General features: G+C 63.3%; 22 protein-coding genes and 1 pseudogene. 18 read left to right on the top strand and 5 right to left on the bottom strand.

Going from position 1 to position 24,453, the window contains the following annotated elements:
• Positions 1-157: 157 nt before the first annotated feature.
• The 11 genes and pseudogenes from ACVWYI_RS01090 (at position 158) to recQ (ending at position 13,866) form a co-directional block, all read left to right on the top strand.
• On the top strand, positions 158-1,147 hold the full coding sequence (locus ACVWYI_RS01090; protein ID WP_354106847.1) for an ABC transporter substrate-binding protein: 990 nt from the start codon (positions 158-160) through the stop codon (positions 1,145-1,147).
• Positions 1,148-1,188: 41 nt separating this feature from the next.
• On the top strand, positions 1,189-1,962 hold the full coding sequence (locus tag ACVWYI_RS01085) for an ABC transporter ATP-binding protein (RefSeq protein ID WP_456660979.1): 774 nt from the start codon (positions 1,189-1,191) through the stop codon (positions 1,960-1,962).
• Positions 1,955-2,806 (top strand): ABC transporter permease, encoded by an 852-nt coding sequence (locus ACVWYI_RS01080; RefSeq protein WP_456660978.1) that lies wholly within the window; start codon positions 1,955-1,957, stop codon positions 2,804-2,806. The genes ACVWYI_RS01085 and ACVWYI_RS01080 overlap by 8 nt, the downstream gene beginning before the upstream one ends.
• Entirely contained in the window at positions 2,797-4,116 is a 1,320-nt protein-coding gene (locus ACVWYI_RS01075; RefSeq protein WP_456660977.1) for an FAD-dependent oxidoreductase, read from the top strand. The genes ACVWYI_RS01080 and ACVWYI_RS01075 overlap by 10 nt, the downstream gene beginning before the upstream one ends.
• Positions 4,113-6,287: a cytochrome P450 gene (locus tag ACVWYI_RS01070; protein ID WP_456660976.1), complete on the top strand. Its 2,175-nt coding sequence runs from the start codon at positions 4,113-4,115 to the stop codon at positions 6,285-6,287. The genes ACVWYI_RS01075 and ACVWYI_RS01070 overlap by 4 nt, the downstream gene beginning before the upstream one ends.
• A gap of 123 nt (positions 6,288-6,410) precedes the next feature.
• Positions 6,411-6,521 (top strand): annotated as a pseudogene (locus ACVWYI_RS01065) (6-chlorohydroxyquinol-1,2-dioxygenase); the annotation flags it as partial.
• A 361-nt stretch (positions 6,522-6,882) separates the two neighbouring features.
• Complete coding sequence (locus tag ACVWYI_RS01060; protein WP_456660975.1) at positions 6,883-8,457, top strand: amidase family protein; 1,575 nt, start codon at positions 6,883-6,885, stop codon at positions 8,455-8,457.
• Positions 8,458-8,711: 254 nt separating this feature from the next.
• A complete protein-coding gene (locus tag ACVWYI_RS01055; protein ID WP_456647751.1) occupies positions 8,712-10,013 on the top strand; it encodes an O-acetylhomoserine aminocarboxypropyltransferase/cysteine synthase family protein in 1,302 nt (433 codons plus the stop codon).
• A 12-nt stretch (positions 10,014-10,025) separates the two neighbouring features.
• The gene (gene metA / locus ACVWYI_RS01050) at positions 10,026-11,027 is read left to right on the top strand and encodes a homoserine O-succinyltransferase MetA (protein ID WP_456660974.1); all 1,002 of its coding nucleotides are present in this window, start codon (positions 10,026-10,028) and stop codon (positions 11,025-11,027) included.
• Positions 11,028-11,132: 105 nt separating this feature from the next.
• Positions 11,133-11,876, top strand: a complete 744-nt coding sequence (locus ACVWYI_RS01045; protein ID WP_456660973.1) for a polysaccharide deacetylase family protein — start codon at positions 11,133-11,135, stop codon at positions 11,874-11,876.
• Between the two features lie 124 nt (positions 11,877-12,000).
• Positions 12,001-13,866 (top strand): DNA helicase RecQ, encoded by a 1,866-nt coding sequence (gene recQ / locus ACVWYI_RS01040; protein WP_456660972.1) that lies wholly within the window; start codon positions 12,001-12,003, stop codon positions 13,864-13,866.
• Positions 13,867-13,933: 67 nt separating this feature from the next.
• On the opposite strand, the gene ACVWYI_RS01035 is transcribed toward recQ, so the two are convergent.
• A complete protein-coding gene (locus ACVWYI_RS01035; RefSeq protein ID WP_456660971.1) occupies positions 13,934-14,947 on the bottom strand; it encodes a 1-aminocyclopropane-1-carboxylate deaminase in 1,014 nt (337 codons plus the stop codon).
• A gap of 163 nt (positions 14,948-15,110) precedes the next feature.
• Here ACVWYI_RS01035 and ACVWYI_RS01030 point away from each other — a divergent pair, with 163 nt between their 5' ends.
• Both ACVWYI_RS01030 and ACVWYI_RS01025 read left to right on the top strand, forming a co-directional pair.
• Complete coding sequence (locus tag ACVWYI_RS01030; RefSeq protein WP_211399875.1) at positions 15,111-15,575, top strand: Lrp/AsnC family transcriptional regulator; 465 nt, start codon at positions 15,111-15,113, stop codon at positions 15,573-15,575.
• 287 nt (positions 15,576-15,862) lie between these two features.
• Positions 15,863-16,423, top strand: a complete 561-nt coding sequence (locus ACVWYI_RS01025; RefSeq protein WP_456660970.1) for a carboxymuconolactone decarboxylase family protein — start codon at positions 15,863-15,865, stop codon at positions 16,421-16,423.
• Between the two features lie 20 nt (positions 16,424-16,443).
• Here ACVWYI_RS01025 and ACVWYI_RS01020 read toward each other — a convergent pair whose 3' ends face one another.
• Positions 16,444-17,313, bottom strand: a complete 870-nt coding sequence (locus ACVWYI_RS01020) for a hypothetical protein (RefSeq protein WP_456649720.1) — start codon at positions 17,311-17,313, stop codon at positions 16,444-16,446.
• Positions 17,314-17,527: 214 nt separating this feature from the next.
• On the opposite strand from ACVWYI_RS01020, the gene ACVWYI_RS01015 reads away from it, so the two are divergent.
• Positions 17,528-17,776 (top strand): hypothetical protein, encoded by a 249-nt coding sequence (locus ACVWYI_RS01015; RefSeq protein ID WP_247444631.1) that lies wholly within the window; start codon positions 17,528-17,530, stop codon positions 17,774-17,776.
• A 9-nt stretch (positions 17,777-17,785) separates the two neighbouring features.
• On the opposite strand, the gene ACVWYI_RS01010 is transcribed toward ACVWYI_RS01015, so the two are convergent.
• On the bottom strand, positions 17,786-18,721 hold the full coding sequence (locus ACVWYI_RS01010) for an alpha/beta hydrolase (protein WP_456660969.1): 936 nt from the start codon (positions 18,719-18,721) through the stop codon (positions 17,786-17,788).
• Between the two features lie 118 nt (positions 18,722-18,839).
• Between ACVWYI_RS01010 and ACVWYI_RS01005 the strand changes: the two genes are divergently transcribed.
• A complete protein-coding gene (locus tag ACVWYI_RS01005; protein WP_456660968.1) occupies positions 18,840-19,727 on the top strand; it encodes a branched-chain amino acid aminotransferase in 888 nt (295 codons plus the stop codon).
• Positions 19,728-19,743: 16 nt separating this feature from the next.
• Here the strand turns inward: ACVWYI_RS01005 and ACVWYI_RS01000 are convergent, their stop codons facing one another.
• Positions 19,744-20,394: a class I SAM-dependent methyltransferase gene (locus ACVWYI_RS01000; RefSeq protein ID WP_456660967.1), complete on the bottom strand. Its 651-nt coding sequence runs from the start codon at positions 20,392-20,394 to the stop codon at positions 19,744-19,746.
• Between the two features lie 44 nt (positions 20,395-20,438).
• Positions 20,439-21,035, bottom strand: a complete 597-nt coding sequence (gene phaR, locus ACVWYI_RS00995; RefSeq protein ID WP_247344971.1) for a polyhydroxyalkanoate synthesis repressor PhaR — start codon at positions 21,033-21,035, stop codon at positions 20,439-20,441.
• 305 nt (positions 21,036-21,340) lie between these two features.
• Here phaR and ACVWYI_RS00990 point away from each other — a divergent pair, with 305 nt between their 5' ends.
• The 3 genes from ACVWYI_RS00990 to yddG all read left to right on the top strand — a co-directional run bounded on the left by ACVWYI_RS00990 (position 21,341) and on the right by yddG (position 24,451).
• Positions 21,341-22,519, top strand: a complete 1,179-nt coding sequence (locus ACVWYI_RS00990) for an acetyl-CoA C-acetyltransferase (RefSeq protein WP_247444636.1) — start codon at positions 21,341-21,343, stop codon at positions 22,517-22,519.
• A 251-nt stretch (positions 22,520-22,770) separates the two neighbouring features.
• The gene (gene phbB, locus ACVWYI_RS00985; protein WP_456660966.1) at positions 22,771-23,496 is read left to right on the top strand and encodes an acetoacetyl-CoA reductase; all 726 of its coding nucleotides are present in this window, start codon (positions 22,771-22,773) and stop codon (positions 23,494-23,496) included.
• Between the two features lie 85 nt (positions 23,497-23,581).
• Positions 23,582-24,451 carry an aromatic amino acid exporter YddG gene (gene yddG / locus ACVWYI_RS00980; protein WP_456660965.1) on the top strand — a complete coding sequence of 290 codons (870 nt, stop codon included), beginning with the start codon at positions 23,582-23,584 and terminating at the stop codon, positions 24,449-24,451.
• The last annotated feature ends 2 nt before the right edge of the window (positions 24,452-24,453 follow it).

Here is a 24,453-nt window from a genome sequence, read left to right as displayed (position 1 = left end):
GAGGATGGCAAAAGCTTGCTAATTGCTATGCCTTCAAGGCATAGAGGATGGCAAAAGCTTTCATTGTGTCAATAGGCCTGAGCAGGCTTCTCTGTTTCCAACCAACCAAAAGGAAACGGGAGGATCTCTCATGAGAAACCGCACGATTGCTGGGCTTGTGGCCTGCGCGATCTCGACTCTGGCTTCGGTCGCCCACGCAGCCGATCCCGTGAAGGTCTGTGGGTTGAGGTTCACCTCGTCGGCCGCAAATTTCATTGCCGTCGAGAAAGGCTACTACGCAGACGAAGGGCTCGACATCACCCTCGCCTATTTCGATGCCGCGCAGCCCGTCGCCGTGGCCGTTTCGGCGGGCGCTTGCGATATCGGCGTCACCGGGTTCACGGCCGGCATGTATAATCTGGCCGGTCAGGGTACGTTGCGCATCATCGCAGGGGAAGCCTGGGAGGAGCGTGGCTATCAGTTCATCGGTGTCGTTGCTTCCAACGAGGCCTACGACAAAGGCCTCAGGAGCATCAGGGACTTGCCGGGCAAGCGTTTCGGGGTAACGCAGCTCGGTTCGACGTTCCACTACAATGTTGGAATGCTCACCGACAAATATGGCTGGGACAACAAGGCCGTTTCGGTCGTTCCACTGCAGTCGGTCGCCAACATGGTTGGCGCAGTCAAGTCTGGCGCGGTCGATGCTGCGGCGCTGCCATCCTTCGTTGCCAATCCGCTGAGCGCGGGAGGCGCGGTTAAACTACTTGGTTGGGTTGCGGCGGAAACACCGTGGCAGGTGTCCGGCGTCATCGCATCCAAGGACATGATCGACAAGCGCCGCAGCGTGGTAGAGCATTTCATCAAGGCCTATAAGCGCGCAACGGCCGAATACGACGCGGCATTCAATCATCTCGACGCCGGTGGCAAGCATGTCTTCGGCAAGGATGCTGAAGCGCTTTTCCCAATCATTGAAAAGTACACCAACACCTCGCGGGCCGTGGTGATGGATGGCCTGCCCTATGTCAACAAGCAGGCCAGCTACAATATCGCCAACGTCGCCGCGCAGCTCGACTGGTACAAGGCCCGCGGTTTTGTCGATGCCGGCGTCACCGTCGACAAAGTTGCCGATGCGTCCTTCGTAGAGGTCGTGAAGGAAAATTTTAAATAGCCGTCGATCCTCCCTGAGGAAGTCGAGAGAGGAAGCGAGCCATGGATCTGTCGGTTGCTGCGATCTCGCATTGGTATGGCGGCACCAATGCCCTTCAGAACGTCAGCTTTGATGTCAAAAGCGGGGAGGTGGTCTGCCTGATTGGTCCCTCGGGCTGCGGGAAATCGACCCTTTTAGGCATCATCGGAGGGCTGATCGCGCCTTCATCCGGCGAAGTCAGGCTGCGCGGGGCGCCTCCCGCGGGTTCGCTCAATCCGCTGACCTACGTGTTCCAGGATTTCGCTTTGTTGCCCTGGCGCACGGTCAGGGGAAACGTGGCCCTTGCGCTCGAAGAGCACAAGCTTCCGGCAGGCGAACTCGCCTCGCGCGTCGGCCGCGCGCTAGCGATGTGCGGGCTTTCGGACTTCGCGGAGGCCTTGCCCAGGCAACTATCGGGCGGCATGAAGCAACGTGTCGGCATTGCGCGCGCGATTGCCGTCACCCCGGCGGTGTTGCTGTTGGACGAACCCCTGTCCGCGCTAGACGCCCAGACACGTGACCTTCTGATCGAGGACTTGCTCGAGATTTTCCGGCGCGAATCCGCCACCGGCATCTGGGTGACACACAACCTCGATGAGGCGCTGAGGGTCGGAGACAAGGTCGTCGTGCTTTCGCGGAGGCCCGGCCGGCTCAAGAAGATCGTCCCAGTCGGCATCCCGCGCGACCAGCGTGTGCTTCCGGAATCCGCGGCCGAAATGGCGAGACTGCACAATGAACTCTGGTCGCTGATCAAGGCAGAAGCCGTGATGGCGGATCGCGAGGTTGCCGATGTCTAGCGCACTCAAACTGGTGCAGGACGCGTCCCAGCGCAACTCCACGGGTTCTAAGGATGAAGGCCCGGAAGCGGTCGTCAGATTCCGTGGTGGCGGATTCGACCCTCGGCCGAATGCCTGGATCGGCTGGGCGGCGATCATCGGCCTTATGGCGATCTGGCAGCTGGCGGCAGCGTCCGGATATCTTTCACCGTTGGTCCTCCCCAGCCCGGTTCAGGTCGGAAGCGCACTCCTCAAGATGGCGGCCGCCGACGATTTCACGAGCCAGGTGTCCGCTTCGCTCTCGCGCGTGGCGAGCGGATGGCTCATCGGCACGATCATGGGACTGATCGTCGGCTGCGCTATGGGTGTTTTCTCGATCGCCCGGGCCGGCGCGCTGCCCATCGTCTCCGGGCTTTATCCCATTCCAATGATCGCCATCCTGCCGTTGCTGATCGTATGGCTCGGCATCGGAGAGAGTTCCAAGACCGCCGTTATCGTCCTCGGCGTCTTCTCGCCGACCGTGATCAGCACATTCAGCGCGGTGGACAATGTTCCGCGCGGCCTGATCCGCATGGGACAAAGCTTCGGACTTTCCTGGCGCTCCACAGTGTTCAAGATCATCCTGCCTGGCTCGCTTCCCGGCGTCCTTGCCGGGTTTCGGATCACTGCGGCGATCGCGCTGATCCTCCTGGTGTCTGCCGAAATGATCGGCGCCGAATATGGCATCGGCGCGCTGATCCTGCTCGCCGGAAATCTCATGCAGACGGATCGGCTCGTGGCGGGCGTTCTCCTGCTCTCGGCGACAGGGCTGGTGATTTCCTGGCTGCTCGGCCGGCTCGAAAAGGCGCTGCTGAAATGGCGATGAACTCTGCAACTCATATCGTTTCCAAGGCGTCTGGAGCCACAAGACTGCAAGCAGACATTTGCGTCGTCGGCAGCGGTGCTGCAGGTTCGATGGCGGCACTGACAGCCGCAAGACTCGGTCTCAAGACCGTCCTTGTTGAAGCGATGCCAAATGTCGGCGGGCAGTTGGTCGGGACATTGCTTGGAACGATCTGCGGGCTCTACGACAATGGACCGCGGCCACGCCGGCTCACATTCGGTCCTGTCGACGACCTGCTGAAGGACCTTTGGCAGCGCAATGCTATTCATGCGCGTCGCGCTCTGAATACGCTGGTGCTGCAATATGATGAAGCGTTGACGGGGCGCTGGACCGAACGTGCGCTTCGCGACGCCGGGGTGGAACTCGTTCTCGGAGGCGTGGTCCGCAACGCCTCTATGGTGGACCGTCGGGTCACGACGCTTGATGTGGCGACCCGCTGGGGCGACCTCAAAATCTCCGCTCACGGATTCATCGATGCTTCCGGAGATTCCACCGTCGCATGGCACGCGGGACTTCCGGTGCGCGAACCCGACGAAGCACAATGGGGAACTCAGATGTTCATCATAGAAGGCTTCGACGTTGACAAAGCCGACCTGATCGACGGGTTCAAGGTCGAGGAAGCCTTGCAGCGCCGCGGTAGCGAATTCGGTTTGCCCCGCAGGGACGGGTTCATTTTCAAATACCCCGGCCGTGATATCGCAACCGTCAACATGACGCACATCCCCAATCCCACAGAACCGATCGCCGCCGCCGATGCGGCTTTGGCGGGCAAGGACCAAGCCGATGTGCTGATGGAATTCTTCAAATCGGAGTACCCTGAAGTTATGGCCAACGCCCGCATCCGATCCTACGGGCAGCCAGGCATTCGTCAGACACGCTGGTACGTGGCCGATCATCATCTCACCCTTGATGAAGTGCGCGGCGGCCGGCGACCGAAGGACGCGGTGGCTCGCTGCACCTGGCCCGTCGAGGCCCACAACTCCGCCGAGCGCGTCTATTGGGAAGAGTTTGAAGATCCAGACCACATGCACTATGTGCCGCTTTCCAGCATGATCCATCGCGACGCCGACAATCTCGTCGCAGCCGGGCGCTGCATCGATGGAGACACGGCAGCCCTTGCCTCGGTGCGCGTGATGGGTCCATGCTTCGCGATGGGGCAGGCGGCTGCACATGCGCTAAAACTCGCTGGCGCCGGATCCGTCCGGGACGTGTCGTTTGCAGAGCTCGAATGCGCTCTTAGCGCCAATCTGGAGAACTTCGCAGTCGATCCGTGGACGGAGAGCGCGATATGAATGCGCCCGGTGCGCTCCACTCGTCATCTTACGATGTTGACCTCTACTCCGACGAGGTGATCCTCGATCCTCACGATCACTATCGAGCCATCCGCGAACTCGGTTCGGTCGTGTATCTGCCTAAGCACAATCTGTGGGCCATGAGTCGCCATGCCGATGTGAAGGCTGCACTGCTGAATCACGAACTGTTTTCGAGCGCCAAGGGCGTCGCTGCCAACGATGTACTTAATACCGCCGGCCTCGGTAACACCATCACAAGCGATCCTCCTGATCACACGCGCATGCGCTCGATTATCCGCGAGCCGCTCACAGTTCCCGCGCTGCGCAAAATATCACCATCGGTGAAGGACGAGGCTGAGGCCGTTGTCGAGCGTCTCGTCCGGCTGGGCGAATTCGAGGTCATGAGCGAACTGGCGCAATATCTACCGGTCACGATCGTCTCGCGCCTTGTCGGTCTGCCTGAGGAAGGCCGCGGCAACATGCTGAAATGGGCGGGCGCGACCTTCGATGCGCTCGGACCCATGAATGGACGTGCGCAGGCGGCCATGCCGAAGATCGAAGAGCTGCACGCCTATTGCAGGAACCCGGCGACGATCGGATCGCTGCGCCCCGATGGCTGGGCCGCCGCGATCTGGAGGGCGGCGGAACGTGGTGATATTCCGCGCGACAAATGTCCGGCCATGATGCGTGATTATATTAGCCCGAGCCTCGACACCACCATCTTTGCCACGGGGAACATCGTGCGCGCGTTCGCAAGATTTCCGGATCAATGGGACTTGGTGCGACGCGACTGGAGCCTCATATCGGGCGCGATCAATGAAGGCATTCGATGGGAGTCGCCCGTGCGCGGCTTCACCCGCGTGCTCACGCGGGATGCAGAGTTCGACGGTGTCGAGTTGCCAGCGGGCACGCGGATGTTGCTGCTTTATGCCTCTGCGAACCGGGATGAACGTGCCTGGAAAAGCCCCGAGATATTCGATGTGCGTCGCGACACACGGGACCATATCGGCTTCGGGTTCGGCCCGCATATCTGCGTCGGGATGCATCTTGCTCGTCTCGAAATCACATGCCTGTTGCAGGCGCTGGCGAAGCGCGTCACCCGTTTCGTCATCCGTGACGAGCAATGGGGCATCAACAACGCGCTGCGCGGTCTCAAGACCATGCATGTCGAGGTCATGACAGGCGAGGACCGGGAAGCCAAGCGCGATCAGCCGATTTCACTGGCCGAGCCGCTCAACCATCTCGCGGTTACCGTCGCCGGAATCGTCGAAGTCGCGAAGGACATATGGCTGGTCACATTGCGATCGGCCAATGGCTCGCCCCTGCCCGAGGCGTCGCCGGGCGCGCACATCGACGTGCACCTGCCCAACGGCTTGACTCGGCAATATTCGGTTGTACTCGGCAAGGGCGGTGCGGGCAGAATTCAGATCGGCGTAAAACGCGAGCACGCGGGCCTGGGCGGCTCAGCCTTCATTTTCGAGAAGCTGCGAGTCGGCGACGACATCCGGATATCAGGACCGCGCAACAACTTTCCGCTGGTCGAAATCGCGCGGAACAGCGTGTTCATCGCAGGCGGGATCGGCGTCACGCCCATCATCAGCATGAAGCGCCGCGCCGCGCAGCTCGGCTTGACGCATCGACTCTACTTCGCGGCTCGCGCCGAATCCGAAGTTGCGTTTCTCGATGAATTGTCGGGTGATCCGAATGTTCATCTCCACATCGACGAAGAGGCCGGCTCGGTACTCGATCTCGCAAGCATCGAGACCAGTGCGCCGGTGGACACGCATTTCTATTGCTGCGGGCCGAAGCCGATGATGCAAGCATTCGAACGGATTTTCGCTGTTCGACCGAAGGAATGCGTGCATCTCGAATATTTCTCGGCCAGGCACGAAGCGGCGCGGAGCGGTGGCTTTGACGTCGAACTCGCCGGCAGCGGCCGCATCGTCAGGGTCGAGCCGGGCGAGCGCATCGTCGATGCGCTCCGCCGGGTCGGTGTCGAGGTGCCGGTGTCGTGCGAGCAGGGCGTTTGCGGTTCATGCGAAACGCAGGTCCTCGCCGGCGAGCCGGACCACCGGGATTCTGTGTTGAGCGCCGAAGAAAAGGCCGCGAATAAATCGATGATGGTATGCTGTGGCGGCTGCAAAGGCGATCGCCTGGTTCTTGATCTGTAGGCTGGCGAGAAGTGATGAACCTTTGCGGCGTATCCGATCCTTACCATCGCTCCAGCACCTTCGAAAAGTTCTGCGACAAGGAGCGCAAGCTGTGCCGCTGCGCTTGGTGTCCTCCATGCCCAGTACCTCAATTCCGACTCTGTGTTCGGCGTCAAGAGATCGCTCGTTGCGTCCTATGAGAGGTTCGACCGCGAATTCACTCCGTGGCGTTCCCATTTCGATTTCGTCTTGACGCTAGAGGAATTCTCGGACGGCAAGACGTCGCATGCCCCGTTCGTCGAGCGCGAGGCGCCATCCGGTCCGCGACACCCTTCCATCGGCGATCGTTGCCGACATGGCGATGGTATGCGGCTGCAGGCAAATGCTCCCATTGGTCGCTGTCCAAATAGGGTCGTCAAAAACCCGGTCGCGACGCGGCAATCTTGGCGGTAGTGCGTTCCGTTGTTCAACCAATACATGGGTCATGGGAAAACACCTAAAGGTTCATGAGCGTATCTCGCGCGCCTTCGGCCGCGACGGCGCCCATGCAGAAACGCGCCTGTACACGGGCGCGTGACCTCCATAACTTCCGCGGCTCAATTTGAGGAGATGCGACGTGGCGAAGAAAACGGCGACCAGGAAGAAAAGTGCTGCGAAGAAAGCAGCAAAGACCTCCGGCAAGACGAGCACCGTTCGCAAAAGCGTGTTTGCGAAGGCTGCAACGAAGCCGGTCAAGAAGGCCACTCCGCGCAAATCGTCCGCACCGCGCCGTCCCAGGGGCCCGGCCTGGCAATGGTCGGCGGTCGAGACCGCAGCCGCAATCCGCTCCGGCGCCATCTCCGCGGTCGAGACCGTCGAGGCGCATCTCGAGCGGATGCGTGCCGTCAATCCGAGGCTGAACGCCGTCGTCGTCGATCTCTCGGAGGAGGCGCTGGCTGCGGCGCATGCGGCCGACAAGCAGCGCGCGAAGGGCGGCGAACTCGGCCTCCTGCACGGCGTACCGATCACGATCAAAGAGAATGTCGATTACGAAGGCCGTCCGAACTTCAACGGCGTGCCGACGAACAAGGATCTCGTTGCGCCGTCGGATTCGCCCGTGGTGTGCAACCTGAAGAAGGCCGGCGCGGTCGTTATCGGCCTCACCAACACCCCGGAATTCTCTTTCCGCGGCTTCACCGACAATCCCTTGCACGGGCTGACGCTCAATCCCTGGGATCCTGATATCACCTGCGGTGGCTCCTCGGGCGGCGCGGGTTCGGCGGTCGCCGCCGGCATCGGCACTATCGCGCACGGCAACGACATCGGCGGCTCGCTGCGCTGGCCGGCGCATTGCAACGGCGTTGCGACCATCAAGCCGACGCAGGGGCGTATTCCGGCGTTCAACGCAAGCGCAACCGCCGAGCGGCCGATGCTGGCGCATCTGATGTCGGCGCAGGGGCCGCTCGCCCGCCACGTCGCCGACATCAGGCTCGCGCTGGAAGTGATGAGCCAGCGCGATCCGCGCGATCCCTGGTGGGTGCCGGCGCCGCTGGTGGGACCGAAGCCGAAGGGGCCGATCAAGGTCGCGCTCGCCAAGATTCCTGAAGACATGGACGTCGATCCGTCCGTGCGCACGGCGTTGCGTCAGGCCGCCGATCATCTGGAGCGTTCCGGCTATCGGGTCAGCGAGGTCGATGTGCCCGACATCGACGGCGTCTGGCAGACCTGGTGCGACATCATCACCAATGAGACGATGGTGTTGCAGGAGGCCGGCATGCTGAAGGTGACGTCTGAAGACTTCCACAAGGCGTGGGGCGGCATGAAGGCCAAGGCCAATGTGCTCGACCTCAAGGCCTGGATGCAGGCGACTGCCGCGCGCAACGGCCACATCCGCGCCTGGCAGCTGTTCTTCGAGGAATATCCGGTCGTGCTGGCGCCGACCACGGTGAAGCCGACGCCGGGCCCGCGTGAAGACACCGTCAGTGCCGAACGCGTGCGCGAGATCTTCTGGGGCGAGATCCGCTTCATCTCCGCGATCAACGTGCTGGGTTTGCCGGGCGCCGTGGTGCCGGTGACGCTGCACGATGGCAAGCCGATCGGCGTGCAGCTCATCGCCGGGCGCTATCGCGAGGACCTCGCGCTCGATGCGGCGGCCGCGATCGAGAAGCGGGCCGGCGTGCTCGCCCATCGGCTGTGGGAACAGATGGATTGATAGACAGCGAAGGCCTCACCTTCTCCCCTTGCAAAAGGGGAGAAGGAAACCGCTCAGCCAGCAGCGCAAAAACTCATTAATCCAATTTGACTCGAATTTTAGCCAATTCCCCAACAATCGTTAGGGTTACTTCCTCGATCTCTAGACGAATTATTGTCCGCTTTACCACCCGCCTCTAACAGAGGGACGGCGGACAACGCACATGCCTCAATACAGGCCAATAAGTGCGGCCCGCTCCACGCGGAGGTGGCACGATGCGCAACGAGACGATCGCTATTCACGCCGGCTACGAGCCCGAAGCCACCACGCACGCGGTTGCCGTGCCGATCTACCAGACCGCGGCTTACGCCTTCGACAGCGCCGATCACGGCGCGGCGCTCTTCAATCTCGAGGCCGAAGGCTATCGCTACAGCCGCATCGCCAATCCGACCAGCGCGGTGCTGGAAAAGCGTATCGCCGAGCTCGAGGGCGGCGTCGGCGCGCTTGCGGTCGCGACCGGGCAGGCGGCGCTGCATTTCGCCTTCGTCAACGTCGCCGATCACGGCGGCAACATCGTTTCCATGCCGCAGCTCTACGGCACCACGCATACGCTGCTCTCGCACATCCTGCCGCGGCAGGGCATCACCGGCCGCTTTGCCGAGAGCGACAAGCCTGAGGCGGTCGAAAAGCTGATCGACGAGAACACCCGCGCCGTGTTCGCCGAAACCATCGGCAATCCCGCCGGCAATGTCTGCGATATCGAGGCGCTGGCAAAGATCGCTCACGCGCACGGTGTGCCGCTGATCGTCGACAATACGGTTGCAACCCCAATCCTGCTCAAGCCGTTCGATTACGGCGCCGACATCGCCGTGCATTCGCTGACCAAATTCCTGGGCGGCCACGGCACCACGCTCGGCGGCGCCATCGTCGATTCCGGCAACTTCCCCTGGGCCAGGTACGCGGACCGCTTCCCCGGTTACAACAAGCCGGACGCCTCGTACCACGGCCTCGTCTATGCCGAGCGCTTCGGCCGCACTGCCTATATCGAGCGCGCGCGGAGCATCTATCAACGCACCATGGGTTCGGTGCTGTCGCCGTTCAACGCCTTCCTGCTGATCCAGGGCATCGAGACCGTGGCGCTGCGCATGGAGCGCCACTGCGAGAATGCCCGCAAGGTCGCCGAATTCCTGCGTAAGGACCCGCGCGTCGCCTGGGTCAACTACACTGGTTTCCCGGACAGTCCCTATTATCCGCTGGTGCAGAAATATCTCGACGGCAACGCGTCCTCGCTGTTCACCTTTGGCATCAAGGGCGGCATGGAAGCAGGAAAGTCCTTCTACGATGCGCTGAAGCTGATCACGCGCCTGGTCAATATCGGCGATGCCAAGTCGCTGGCCTGCCATCCGGCATCGACCACGCACCGGCAGATGTCGGCGGAGCAGCAGCGGGTCGCCGGCGTTTTGCCGGAAACGATTCGTCTCTCGATCGGTATCGAGCATTCCGCCGATATCATCGAGGACATCGACCAGGCGCTGGAAAAGGCCTGCCCGTCCGCGCGCCTCCAGGCCGCGGAGTAGGCGGCGGCACCGATGACGATCTTGATCGACAGGGGTCAAGGCATATCGAGCCCGGCGCTGGTGCCGGGAGAGGGCGATCTTGCGCGCGAGCGCCACGGCGCCGAGCTCACCATCGGCCTGATCAATAACATGCCGGATCCGGCGCTGAAGGCGACCGAGCGGCAGTTCATGAAGCTGCTGCAGGCCGCCGCGGGCCCGCGCCGCATCCGCTTCCATTGCTTCTCGCTGCCCTCGGTGAAGCGCTCGCCGGAAGCGAAGTGGCACGTCGAGAGCGAATATTCGGAACTCACCGAGCTGAGGCGCCACAAGTTCGACGGGTTGATCGTGACCGGGGCCGAGCCGGTTGCGCCCGAGCTCGACCAGGAGCCGTACTGGCGCGATCTCACCGAGCTGATCGACTGGGCCAAGGTCAACACGCGCTCGACGATCTGGTCGTGCCTCGCCGCGCATGCGGCGGTGCTGCATCTCGATCGTATCGAACGGCGGCGGCTTCCGGCCAAATGTCACGGCATTTTCGACTGCAAAGCCGTGACCAGCGATCCGCTGACGCGCGCCGCGCCTGCGCCGCTCAAGGTTTCGCATTCGCGTGTCAACGAGATCCTCGAGGGCGACCTCGCGCAGGCCGGCTACCAGGTGCTGACCCGTTCGGCAAAGGCCGGCGTCGATGTCTTCGTCCGGCAATATGCCAGCCGCTTCGTGTTCTTCCAGGGCCACCCTGAATATGACGCGCTGTCGCTTCAGCGCGAATATCTGCGCGACATCGGCCGTTATCTCGCGCGCGAGCGCGACAATTATCCGGATCTGCCCGCGAGCTATTTTGACGCTGCGACCGAGGAGAAGCTTGGCCGCTTCGAGAAGCGGGCAAGACACCAGCGCCACCCCGCGCTCGGCAACGACCTGCCTGCGCTGAATTTGCGTGCCGATATCGACGCCGGTAGCGCCGCGGCGGCATTGTTTCGGAACTGGCTGCAATATCTCGGCGCGGAGGCCGACGCGTCGGTGCTCGTGGGTTAGGTCTGGACAACGGGTTCGACGTTAGGACTAACCAAGTGTGAAGCTTGCCTCAAGCAGCGAACGAATGCTTCAGTGACGGGGCGGCACAAACAGGGAAAGCGATTCGTGTGGTCGGCACTCCAGGGACGCGTGAGCAATCGGCTGGCCCGGCATTTCCGTGCCGCGCCGCACCGCCTGCCCGCGCATGCGCCCATGGTGAGCTTCACCTTCGACGATGCCCCCGATAGCGCCGCAGGCGAGGGCGCCGAGCTTCTGGAACAGCATGGCGGCCGCGGCACGTTCTATCTCGCCGGCAGCCTGGTCGATCGTCCCTCGGACCATTGGCACGGCCTGTCAAACGACGCCGTGGTGCGGCTTCACCGGGCCGGGCACGAGATCGCCTGCCACACCTTCTCGCACCAGAGTGCGGTCAATCTCGACGAGGCGGCCATGGCCCGCGAGATCGACCGGAACCGCGGCCATTTTCGCGATATCGATTCCTCGATCACGCTGGAAAATTTCGCTTACCCCTATGGTATTGCCTCGGTCTGGCGCAAACCGCAGCTCGCCAAAACCTTCCGCTCGGCGCGCGGCATCCTTCCCGGCGTCAATCGCGACGTCATCGATCTCCAGTTCCTGCGCGCCTCGCCCCTGGTCGATTGCGAGATCGATATTGCGGGTGTCGATCGCTATTTCGACGAGGCGGTCGAGAGCGGCGGATGGCTGATCTTCTACGGTCATGACGTCGCCAACGCGCCGAGCCCGTATGGCTGCACGCCGCACCTGATGCGCCATGCGTTGCAGGCGGCCGGGAAGCGCGACATGCCGATCGTGACGGTCGCGGAAGCGCTGCGAAGGATCGGGGCGTAGCTTCTTCTTCCTTCTCTCCCCTTTGGAGAGGGGACGAAGTTGCGATGCCGCGCGAAATAGTCTTGTCATGACCCCGGCGGCATGCGACTGGCGTTGACCGAAATCTCAACGTCTCAACACGCCCATGTCCTCTCCTTCCACCGCTCAGCTGCCTGCGCCGGCCCAGGGCCGCGATGCGCTGTCGGTGCTGCATTCGGTGTTCGGCCTGCCCGGGTTCCGTGGCGCGCAGGGCGAGATCATTCGGCACGTCACTGACGGCGGAAATTGCCTGGTGCTGATGCCGACCGGCGGCGGCAAGTCGCTGTGCTATCAATTGCCGGCGCTGCTGCGTGAAGGCTGCGGTATCGTGGTGTCGCCCTTGATCGCGCTGATGCGCGACCAGGTCGCCGCCATGCTCGAAGCCGGCGTCAACGCAGCCGCGCTGAACTCGTCGCTGACCCCGCAGGAAGCCTCCGACATCGAGCGGCGCCTGATCGCGGGCGATCTCGACCTGCTCTATGTCGCGCCGGAACGGCTGGTGACGCCGCGCTGCCTGTCGCTGCTGGCGCGGGCGAAGGTGGCGCTGTTCGCGATCGACGAGGCGCATTGCGTCTCGCAATGGGGTCACGACTTCCGCCCCGAATATGTCGGCCTCTCGATCATCGCCGAGCGCTTTCCCGACGTGCCGCGCATCGCGCTGACCGCGACTGCCGACGAGTTGACGCGCAGGGAGATCGTCGAGCGGCTCAAGCTTGCGGACAGTCCGCAATTCGTCTCCAGCTTCGATCGTCCCAACATCCGCTACGAGATCGTCGACAAGCGCAACGCGGTGTCGCAGCTCAAGGAATTCATCCGGGAGCGTCATGCGGGCGACGCGGGCGTCGTCTATTGCCTGTCCCGCAAACGGGTCGAGGAGGTCGCGGCTGCGCTCGCGGACGCCGGCATTGCGGCGCTGCCCTATCACGCCGGTCTCGACAGCAGCGTGCGCTCGCGCAACCAGGATCGCTTTCTCAACGAGGACGGCATCGTCATCGTCGCGACCGTCGCCTTCGGCATGGGCATCGACAAGCCCGACGTGCGCTTCGTCGCCCATCTCGACCTGCCCAAGAGCATCGAATCCTATTACCAGGAGACAGGCCGCGCCGGCCGCGACGGCAAGCCGTCGGCCGCCTGGATGGCTTATGGCCTCTCCGACATCGTGCAGCAGCGCCGCATGATCGACGAGTCGAGCGGTTCCGACGACTTCAAGCGGGTCTCGATCGGCAAGCTTGATGCGCTGGTCGGCCTCGCCGAAACAGCGCACTGCCGGCGCCGGCGGCTGCTCGCCTATTTCGGCGAGATCGTGATGGGCGATAGCTGCGGCAATTGCGACAATTGCCTGACGCCGCCGAAAATGCGCGACGGCAAGGTGCTGGCGCAAAAGCTCCTGTCCTGCGCCTATCGCACTGGCCAGCGTTTCGGCGCGATGCACCTGATCGACGTGCTGATCGGACGCCTCACCGAGAAGGTGACGCAGTTCGGCCACGACAAGCTTACGGTGTTCGGCATCGGACGCGAGCTCAACGAGAAGCAGTGGCGCACGGTGCTACGGCAGCTCGTGGCGATGGGGCACTTGCAGAGCGACAGCGAGGCTTTTGGGGCGCTCAAGCTGACTGAACAGTCACGCGGCGTGTTGCGCGGCGAGACCGAGGTGTGGCTGCGCGAGGAGGCGCCCGCCACCCGCAGCCGTGGCAGCCGCACGAAATCCCGCCGCGGTGATCTGGCGCCGGCGGCCGACGCGTCGCAGGGCGATGTAGATCCTGAATTGCGCGCGCGGTTGCGCGCGTGGCGCTCGGACATTGCCCGCGAGCGCGGCGTGCCGGCCTATGTCGTGCTGCACGACGCCACCATCGACGGCATCGTCCGCGCATGGCCGACCACGCTGGACGAGTTGCGCAATGTGCCCGGCATCGGCGACAAGAAGCTCGAGCATTACGGCGACGAGCTGCTGCAGATTGTCAGGACGCGGTAGCCGTGTTGACCCGGATGCGCTTCGCCCCATCCAGGCTACGAACTCATCTCATCTGGTGCGGCCTACCTTAGCCGTTCCGGAACGCATACCCATAGCCGTTCAGCGCCGGCGCGCCGCCGAGATGGGCGTAGAGGATCTTCGCGCCCTTCTCGAAATAGCCCTTCTGCGTAAGGTCGATCAGGCCCTGCATCGACTTTCCCTCGTAGACGGGGTCGGTGATCATGGCTTCGAGACGCGCGCTGAGACGGATCGCCTCCTTGGTCTCTTCCGACGGCACGCCATAGGCGGGATAAGCGTAATCCTCGATCAGCACGACGTCGTCTGCGACGAGATCCTTGCCGAGCTCGACGAGCCTGGCCGTGTTCTGCGCGATCGAGAGCACCTGCGCCTTGGTCTGCGCCGGGGTGAAGGAGGCGTCGATGCCGATCACTTTTCGCGCGCGGCCATCGGCGGCGAAGCCGACCAGCATGCCGGCATGGGTCGAGCCAGTGACGGTGCAGACCACGATGTAGTCGAACTTGAAGCCGAGCTCGGCTTCCTGCTTGCGCACTTCTTCGGCGAAGCCGACATAGCCGAGGCCGCCAAACTTGTGCACGGAGGCGCCGGCGGGAATCGCGTAGGGCTTGCCGCCCGCCGCCTTCACCTCGTCGATCGCCTCTTCCCAGCTCTTGCGGATGCCGATGTCGAAGCCGTCGTCGACCAGGCGCACGTCGGCGCCCATGATGCGCGAGAGCATGATGTTGCCGACGCGGTCATAGACGGCGTCCTCATGCGGCACCCAGGCTTCCTGCACCAGGCGGCACTTCATGCCGATCTTGGCGGCGACCGCCGCGACCATGCGGGTGTGGTTGGACTGCACGCCGCCGATCGACACCAGCGTGTCGGCGTTGGAGGCGATCGCGTCGGGGATGATGTATTCGAGCTTGCGCAGCTTGTTGCCGCCATAGGCGAGGCCGGAATTGCAGTCCTCGCGCTTGGCATAGACCTCGACATTGCCGCCGAGATGCTTTGACAGCCGCTCCAGCTTCTCGATGGGGGTCGGACCGAAGGTCAGCGGATAGCGCGCGAATTTTTCGAGCATCGTCAGGTCATCCCGATTGGCGTTGGTGTCTGGAAATCGGCTACCATCGCACTGCGAAAAGGTGCTTTCAAATATTGCGCCTGTACCGTACGCTATCTTGCACAACCGGCGTCAAAGGGTACTATTCCTTTCGAGATTGGCGTTACCGGCGGAAGTTTCTTTCATGTCCACTCGCCTCGATCGCATCGACCTTAAGATGTTGCGATTGCTGCAAAATAACGGCCGGCTCAGCAACGCCGAGCTGGCGGAAACCGTCGCCATCAGCCCCGCCACCTGCCATCGCCGCACCCAGCGCCTGTTCGAGCACGGCTTCATCGCCGCCGTCCGCGCCATGGTCGCGCCGAAGAAGGTGGCGAAGGGCACGCTGGTGATGGTCGGCGTCGTGCTCGACCGTTCGACGCCGGAGAGCTTTGCGATCTTCGAGCAGGCGATCACCAGGCTGAAATTCGTGCTCGACTGCCACCTCGTCGCCGGCGACTTCGACTATTTCCTCAAGATTCGCGTCGGCGACATGGAGGACTTCAACCGCATCCATGGCGAGCAACTCATCGCGCTGCCCGGCGTGCGCCAGACCCGCACTTTCTTCGTGATGAAGGAAGTCGTCGACAACGCGCCGCTGGAATTTTGAGCCATCAATTACGGGCAACGCCTGCTGTGGGCCGCGCGCGGCCCAGCTAGACGTGTACAGTGGAGCAGATAGCTCCCGCCTTCGTGCCATGCATCGGTTTTTGCGATCTCTTTCCATCCTCGTTTCTCGAGATCCTATGCCTCGCCAATGAGAGGTAGCGGGACATAGCATGGTTGTGCTGGTGTCTCTACACCACTTGCAAAATCGCACGGCCGTCACGGCAACTTCACTTGCGCCCCGCAACAACGTAGGTGAGTGTCAGCACTTCTCAACGAGGAGATCCCGCCGTGCGCCTTCCCATTCTCGATCCGAAAGACCTGAGTGCCGAACAGAAGCCGCTCTATGACGACATGCGAGCGGGCATCAAGGACCACTTCAAGGGCTTTGTGAACATGCGCGACGACGGCGCGCTGCTCGGGCCGTGGAATCCCTGGATCCGCGAGCCGCGCTTCGGCAAGCCGGTGTGGGACCTGGTCAAGGCGATCGCGGCGAATCCGCTGCTGCCGGCGCCGGTGCGCGAGGTCGCGATCCTCGTCACCGGATCGCATTTCCGCTCCGGCTACGAGCTCTATGCGCATGTCCTGGTCGCCGAGCAGCGCGGCCTTTCCGACGAGAAGCTCGCGACCATCGTCGCCGGACAGCGGCCGGTCGATCTCAGCAAGCAGGAGGCCGTCGCCTACGACGTGGCGTCCGCCTTGGTCAGCGGCGGCGTGCTGCCGGAACTGACCTGGCGGGCTGCGGTGAAGGAGTTCGGCGAGCACGGCGCGGCCGAGCTGTCCTATCTCGTCGGCGTCTATTGCATGGTCTCGGTCACGCTCAACACCTTCGACGTGCCGGTGCCGGAGTAGACGACGCGCCACCGAGGCGGCTAGTTGCGCACCGCGTAGAGCGGTGTGCGCAACGTCACCTGGTAGGACGGCTTCGGCAGCCAGGCGATCTGCGCGGTGATGCCAAACAGGCGGTTGTCGTTGTCGTCCATGCGGTCGAGATCGAGGCGCAGAATAGGCTGAGTGAAGGGCTCCGCCAGCGTCCGGCCCGCGACCTGCGCCCCGCCGAACGACTGCACGCCCAGGCGTCCCGTGAATTTCCAATTGCTCGGCCATTGGTAGTAGCCGCCGGCATAGAGGATCGTGTTCGGCCGGATGCGGACGACCGGACTGGCAATGTCGGTGTAGGTGTATTGCACCCCGGCAAGCCATCCGCGTGTCTCGTCCTCGTCCAGCGCGTAGTCGAACTCCAGGATGTTGTTGAATGACGTTGTCATGCCGGGGTCGTTCGGCACCGACTGCGTCAGGGTGGATTGCAGCGTGATCGTCGGGATCTTTCCGCCGTTCTGCTGGTAGAGATCGGCTTGCAGGCCGATGTTCCAGCTCGTGATGTCGAACGACGACCAGCCATCGCCGAAATTCGTCGCGGAGCCGGACACCCCGCCATAGAGCGACACGCGATCGTTGACGTCGACGGTCATCGGGAAATCGACGGCGATCGACTTCGCGGCCGGCAATCCGTTCGGCAGCGCATCGCCTCTGCGCGCCGCCAGCGCTTCGAATGCCGCCGACAATGATGTGTTGCCGAAGCCGAGCCCGAGCGTGCCCGCGGGGATCGTCGCGTAGGTCGTGCGCAAATCGAGATAGATGTTCGGAACCGCCGGCTTCGCGACAGCGTCGTCGTCACTATCGGCGGCGAAGGCGCGGGCTGGCATCATCAAGCAGAGCAGTGCCATTGCGAAAGCGCGCAACGCCGAGCGAGACGATTGGCTGCGATGCGACACGTGACAATCCGACGCGTCTGCCGTGATGGCGGAACTGTTCACTAGATGGAACGTGATCGTTCATGCGGTCAAGTGCTATCCGCAAGCGATGGACTGTACGGATGTGTGCGGTTACGCTGTCGTGATCGCACTGACACACTCACCCGCCAGAGTGCAGCCCGGACAATGAAGGACGACAGCCATGAACACGTCACGCCGCATCCTGCTCACTGGTCTGGCTGGCCTCGCCGTCGCTCCGAATGCCGTGGCCGCCACCGTACCGTCGGCCGAACCTGGTGACGTGACGGTCGCCGAAGAGCGCTTCGCGCGTACGATCGCAGCCGCACATGCACCCGACCTCACCTGCGCACGGCAGGCCGAAATTTATGCGGACGCGCGTTGGCCCGAATATGTCGTGGCAGCCAGGGCGGTGCTCGACGCACGCGCCTGATTCACGCTCTCACTTCCCTACCGCCCGCCTGACCTGCTCGCCGATCTGCGACAGCACGAGCTGTGCCTGCGGCAAAATTGCGCCCATGGCGTGGAAATTGTGAACCATGCCGTCGTGGCAGACGTGCTCGACGGCGACGCCCGCGGCGAGCAGCTTGCGCGCATAGGCATTGCCCTCGTCGCGCATCGGGTCGAACTCGGCGGTGTGGATGATCGCGGTCGGCAGACCCGCGAGCCGTGTCATGCGCAGGGGCGAGATGCGGGGATCGGCGGCATCCAAGCCCTCGGGCAGATAGTCGGCGAGGTCGGCTTCGATGGTGGCGCGATCGATCAAATGACCTTCGGCGAATTCCTCGCGAGAAGGTGAGGCCTCTTCGAAATCCAGCACCGGACAGATCAGGCACTGCGCGACGATGCTGAGGCCTGCGGTCTGCGCCGCCTCCTGGCATACGATCGCAGCGAGCGTTGCACCGGCGGAATCGCCGCCGAGCACCAGCCGCTCGGCGTCGATGCCGAGCGATGAGGCCTCGCGCGCCACCCATTCGGTCGCGGCGATCGCGTCGTCCACGGCGGCAGGAAATTTGTGCTCGGGCGCCAGCCGGTAATCGACCGAGACGAGACGGCAGTCTGTCGCATGCGCCAGCGCCGCCGCGATGCGGTCATGCGTGGCAATGCTGCCGGCAACGAGCCCGCCGCCGTGAAAGAACACGAAGCCGGGCGCGTGATCACCGGCGCTCGCGGGTGAATAGAGGCGGTAGGGCAGCGCGCCGCCGGGACCGGGCAGCACGCCGTCGGACGTCGTCACGTCAGGCGCATCAGTGCGCGCGAACTGCATCAGCTTTGCCAATGACTGGCGCCGTGCCTCCACGCTCGGCCGGCTCCGCGCCTGCGGCGCAGCCGCAGCCATCATGGTCAACAAACGCTTTGCGAGCGGATCGAGCGGCATGGTGCTTCCGTTTCCCTTGCGGGAGAGGATAACTCATCATTTTCGCGCAGGGAATCATTTAGAAATTGCGCCCAATAGTGGCGCTATAATACGGCACCACGCCAAGGGGAGGTCAGTCATGGCCGAGATCAAAAAGCCCATCGAATATTCGCCGAGCTGGACCTTCTTCGAGGGCAAATGGCATGACGGCAATGTGCCGATCATGGGCCCGCGCACGCATGCGGCCTGGCTCGGCTCGGTCGTGTTTGACGGCGCGCGTGCGTTCGAAGGCGTCGCGCCCGATCTCGACCGTCACGTCGCCCGCGCCAATCAATCCGCGATCAATTTCGGCCTGAAGCCGGTGGTCGATACCGGCACCTGGATGACACTCGCAAATGAGGGCATCGCGCGCTTCGCGGCGAATGCCGAGCTCTATGTCCGTCCGATGTACTGGGCGCGGAACGGCTCGGGCGGCGGCGTGCTGTTCGACCCCGAGACCACCGATTGGTGCCTGTGCATCTACGAGGCGCCGATGCCAAAACCGGTCGGCAACGCCATCACGCTGTCGCCGTTCCGCAGGCCCACCGCCGAATGCGCCCCGGTCGAAGCCAAGGCCGCCTGCCTCTATCCGAACAATTCGCGCGCGCTGGCCGAAGCCGCCTCGCGCGGCTTCCAGAACGCGCTGATGCTCGACATGCTCGGCAACGTCGCGGAGTTCGGCAATTCCAACGTGTTCATGGCCAGGGACGGCGTGGTCTGCACGCCGGTGCCGAACGGCACCTTCCTCAACGGCATCACGCGCCAGCGCGTCATCAGCCTGCTTCGTGCCGACGGCGTCACCGTGGTCGAGAAGACGCTGCGCTATGCCGACTTCCTCGCCGCGGACGAGATCTTTTCTACGGGGAATTTCGCGAAAGTCGCGCCAGTGATCCGCATCGACGATCGCGAGCTGAAGCCGGGCCCGCTCTACACTCGCGCGCGCAAGCTCTATTGGGACTTTGCCCATGCGGTGAAGCTGGCGGCTTGATCCGCACTTTCCGTCGTCATGCCCGGGGCAGGCTTGGCAATGGCGGGAGCTGGCTGCGTCGCTTAAACCGGCTGAACTGAAACGCCTGCGTCGAATTCCATGGCGTCTGATGCGCTTCGTTGCGCGTTTCGACCAGTTCGAACGCCGGCCCGAGCTCCGCCGCAAGGCTCGCGCTGTCATGACGCTGCACCGGCAGGCCGCTGCACTTCTCAGGGCCGCCGAGCGCAAACGTCGCAATGATGACGTGGCCGCCGGGCGCAACCGCCGACCGCAGGCGCTCGATGTAAGCGGTCCTGTCGCGGGACTCGGTCAGGAAGTGAAACGCCGCCCGATCGTGCCATAGATCGTATGTCTTCGCCGGGCGCCATGTCGTGGCGTCGGCAACGATCCAGTCGACCATTGAAGCGGCTGCGCCGATTCGCTTCCTGGCCGCGTCAAGCGCATTGGCGGAGATATCCAGCACGGCGACGTCGCGATATCCGTCCCGCAGGAGAGCATCGACCAGCCGCGATGCGCCGCCCCCAATGTCGAGGATGGCGGCCTCGCGCTCCGGATTGGCCGCTCTGATCATCGCAAGCGAAGTCGCCGGCGTGTTCTGAAACCAGCTGACCTCGGCTTCGCCCTTGGTGGCGTAGACATTGTCCCAATGCGTGCTTCGGTCGGACATCGTGCGTCCTCCGGCTTGCCGGGGAGCCGGCGCATAAGAACGATCTACTCGTCCTTCTTCGACATCCGCTCGAGGCGTTCCTGCATGTCCTTCATCTGCTGGCGCAGATCGTCGATATTGCTGTCCTTTGGCACCTCGGGGGTCGCATCGGGGCCCGGCTCCGCGGAACCCGCGGGGCGGCCCGGAGTGGGCGCGAAAGGCTTGAACATCGAGAAGGTCTGCTGGAACAACTCCATGTTGCGGCGGACTTGTTCTTCCAGCGGGGCAAACGGGGTTCCGGAGAGCGACGTGGCGATCTGCTTGCGGAACTTTTCCTGCTCCTGGGTCAGCGAAGCGATGGCCTGCTCCAGATATTTCGGCACCACCATCTGCATGCTGTCGCCGTAGAAGCGGATCAGCTGGCGCAGGAAGGTGGTCGGGAGCAGGTTCTGGCCGGCCTTGTTCTCCTGCTCGAAGATGATCTGGGCAAGCACGGAGCGGGTGATATCGTCGCCGGTCTTGGCGTCGTAGACCAGGAAATCTTCCCCGTCCTTGACCATGGAGGCGAGGTCTTCCAGCGTCACATAAGTGCTCGTCCCGGTATTATAGAGCCGGCGGTTCGCGTATTTCTTGATGGTGGTGGGTTGGTCTGATTTCGCCATGGGCTCTCACTTGCAAGCGCGGAGAACGGGAACCTGTCGGGCAATGCCGCAGGGCGGGAAGAGTACGCAACGCAACAAAATAAGCATTTTCAAAGGGGTCACGCTACCGTTTTGTGCGGCACGGTTAATCGGGCAGCCAAAACGTGCTTGCGAAAGCACCAAGAACGCTATTTTGAATGCGCTGCGGCATGAATTCGGTCACCGGCCGATTGACTTGCCTCAACGACGTTAACAGGATGCCGTTCGAGACTGGCGAGCCGTTTCCCCAGCCCCGTCTGCCCCCATTCAACCCCCAGGAGATGCCCATGTCAGACGATGTCGTTATCGTCAGCGCCGCCCGCACCCCGGTCGGAAGCTTCAACGGAGCGTTCGCGACCCTTCCCGCCCATGATCTCGGCGCGATCGCCATCAAGGCCGCGCTTGAGCGCGGTGGCATCGAGCCCGGTCGGGTGTCGGAAGTCATCATGGGCCAGATCCTGACCGCTGCTCAGGGCCAGAACCCGGCCCGCCAGGCTTCGATCATGGCCGGCATTCCCGTGGAGAGCCCGGCCTGGGGCGTCAACCAGCTCTGCGGGTCGGGCCTGCGCACGGTCGCGCTCGGCTACCAGGCGCTGCTCAACGGCGATTCCGAGATCGTGGTCGCCGGCGGCCAGGAATCCATGAGCATGGCTCCGCACGCCCAGTACCTGCGCGGCGGCGTCAAGATGGGCGCGGTCGAGTTCATCGACACCATGATCAAGGACGGCCTGTGGGACGCCTTCAACGGCTATCACATGGGCAACACCGCCGAGAACGTTGCGCGGCAGTGGCAGATCACCCGCGCCCAGCAGGACGAGTTCGCGGTCGCCTCGCAGCAGAAGGCCGAAGCCGCGCAGAAGGCCGGTAAATTCAACGACGAGATCGTTCCCGTCACCATCAAGGGACGCAAGGGCGATGTCGTCGTCAGCGCCGACGAATATCCGCGCCATGGCGCAACGGTCGATGCGATGGCGAAGCTCCGTCCCGCCTTCGAGAAGGACGGCACGGTTACCGCGGGTTCGGCGTCCGGCATCAATGACGGCGCTGCTGTCGTGGTGCTGATGACTTCCAAGCAGGCCGCCAAGGAAGGCAAGACGCCGCTCGCGCGCATCGTGTCCTGGGCGCAGGCGGGCGTCGATCCGAAGATCATGGGCTCTGGCCCGATCCCGGCCTCGCGCGCCGCGTTGAAGAAGGCTGGCTGGAACGTCGGAGATCTCGACCTGATCGAGGCCAACGAAGCCTTCGCGGCGCAGGCCTGTGCCGTCAACAAGGACCTCGGCTGGGATACCTCCAAGGTCAACGTCAATGGCGGCGCGATCGCGATCGGCCATCCGGTCGGTGCCTCCGGCGCGCGCGTGCTGGTGACGCTGCTGCACGAAATGCAGAAGCGCGACTCGAAGAAGGGCCTCGCCACGCTGTGCATCGGCGGCGGCATGGGTATCGCGATGTGTCTGGCGCGCGACTGAAGATAGCTTACGCGTAACTGACGCGTAATTTGCGCGTGCGCTGCACACGTGACTGAGTGCATTGCACGCGATTAAAAAGGCAGCGGTTGCAAATCAAATATTCTTCGCAACCGCGCAAGCCTCGACTAAATACAAACGCCCGGCTCAACGCCGGGCGTTTTGTTCTTGATGTCCGTCCAACCAGCCGCATAATCCATCACTAAAAACGATCACTCAGAAACGTCGGAAGAGTCCAAGGGAAGGAATACGATATGGCACGAGTTGCATTGGTGACGGGTGGTACGCGGGGCATCGGAGCGGCGATCAGCAAGGCGTTGAAGGCGGCGGGGTACAAGGTTGCGGCGAGCTATGCCGGCAACGACGCCGCGGCGGAGAAGTTCAACGCCGAGACCGGCATCGCCGTCTACAAATGGGATGTCAGCAATTTCGACGCCTGCGCCGAAGGCGTGAAGAAGGTCGAGGCAGATCTCGGTCCCGTCGACGTGCTCGTCAACAATGCCGGCATCACCCGTGACACCGCCTTCCACAAGATGACGCTCGACCAGTGGAACGCCGTGATCAACACCAATCTCGGCTCGCTGTTCAACATGACGCGCCAGGTGATCGAAGGCATGCGTGCCCGCAAGTTCGGCCGCGTCATCTCGATCTCGTCGATCAACGGCCAGAAGGGCCAGTTCGGCCAGGTTAACTATTCCGCCGCAAAGGCCGGCGACATCGGCTTCACCAAGGCGCTTGCGATCGAGAACGCCAAGGGCGGCATCACCGTCAATGCGATCGCGCCGGGCTACATCAACACCGAAATGGTGCAGGCCGTGCCCAAGGACGTGCTGGAAAAGAACGTGATCCCGCAGATCCCGGTGAATCGTCTTGGCGAACCCGAGGAAATCGCGCGCGCCGTGGTGTTCCTCGCAGCTGACGAGGCCGGCTTCATCACCGGCTCGACGCTGACCATCAACGGCGGCCAGTACCACGCCTGATATGGCGTTTGGCGCAACAAGACTATAATGAAGACGCCATGCCCGGCCTCGTGCCGGGCATCCGCGTCCTCAGAGCCCTCGATTGATGACCGCCCGCACTGCGACGCTGATCGGATTGACCGCGATCCTGATGTGGTCGCTGCTGTCAGTGATGACGGTGGCGACCGGAACGATCCCGGCGTTCCAGCTGGCCGCGATGACGTTCGCGATCGGCGGTCTGGTCGGTCTGCTCACCTGGATCGGTCGCGGCGAGGCGGCCAAAAGCCTGCGTCAGCCACTGGTCGTGTGGACCGTCGGCGTCGGCGGATTGTTCGGCTATCACGCGCTGTATTTCCTCGCACTGCGCTTCGCGCCGCCGGCTGAAGCCGGCCTGCTGAATTATCTGTGGCCGCTCCTGATCGTGCTGTTCTCGTCGTTGCTGCCGGGCGAGCGGCTTGCCGTGCATCACATCGTCGGCGCCGTGCTCGGCCTCGCCGGCACCGTGCTGCTGTTCGCCGGAAGCACCTCCGGCTTCGCGCAGGGGCAATTGCCGGGATTGGCTGCGGCCTTCATCGCAGCCTTCGTGTGGGCGACCTATTCGGTGCTGTCGCGCCGATTGAAGGCGGTGCCGACCGATGCGGTCGCGGGATTCTGCCTCGCCACCGCGGTGCTTGCCGCGCTGATGCATGGCCTGCTTGAAACCACGGTATGGCCGGACACCACGCTGCAATGGCTCTCGGTGATCGCGCTCGGCATCGGCCCCGTCGGTGCCGCCTTCTACGCCTGGGACATCGGCATGAAGCGCGGCGACATCCGCGTGCTCGGCGCCGCGTCCTACGCGACGCCGCTGCTCTCGACCGGCTTCCTCATCGCCGCCGGTTTTGCAAAAGCCAGCGCCAATATCGCCGTCGCCGCGATCCTGATCGCCAGCGGCGGCCTGATCGCGGCAAAGGACATGGTGCTGCGGAAGCGGTAGCG

It is taken from the genome of Bradyrhizobium sp. LB13.1, from assembly GCF_054056815.1.
Note: the sequence above shows the minus strand (reverse complement) of the source record. Positions and strands in the feature narration are given on the sequence as shown.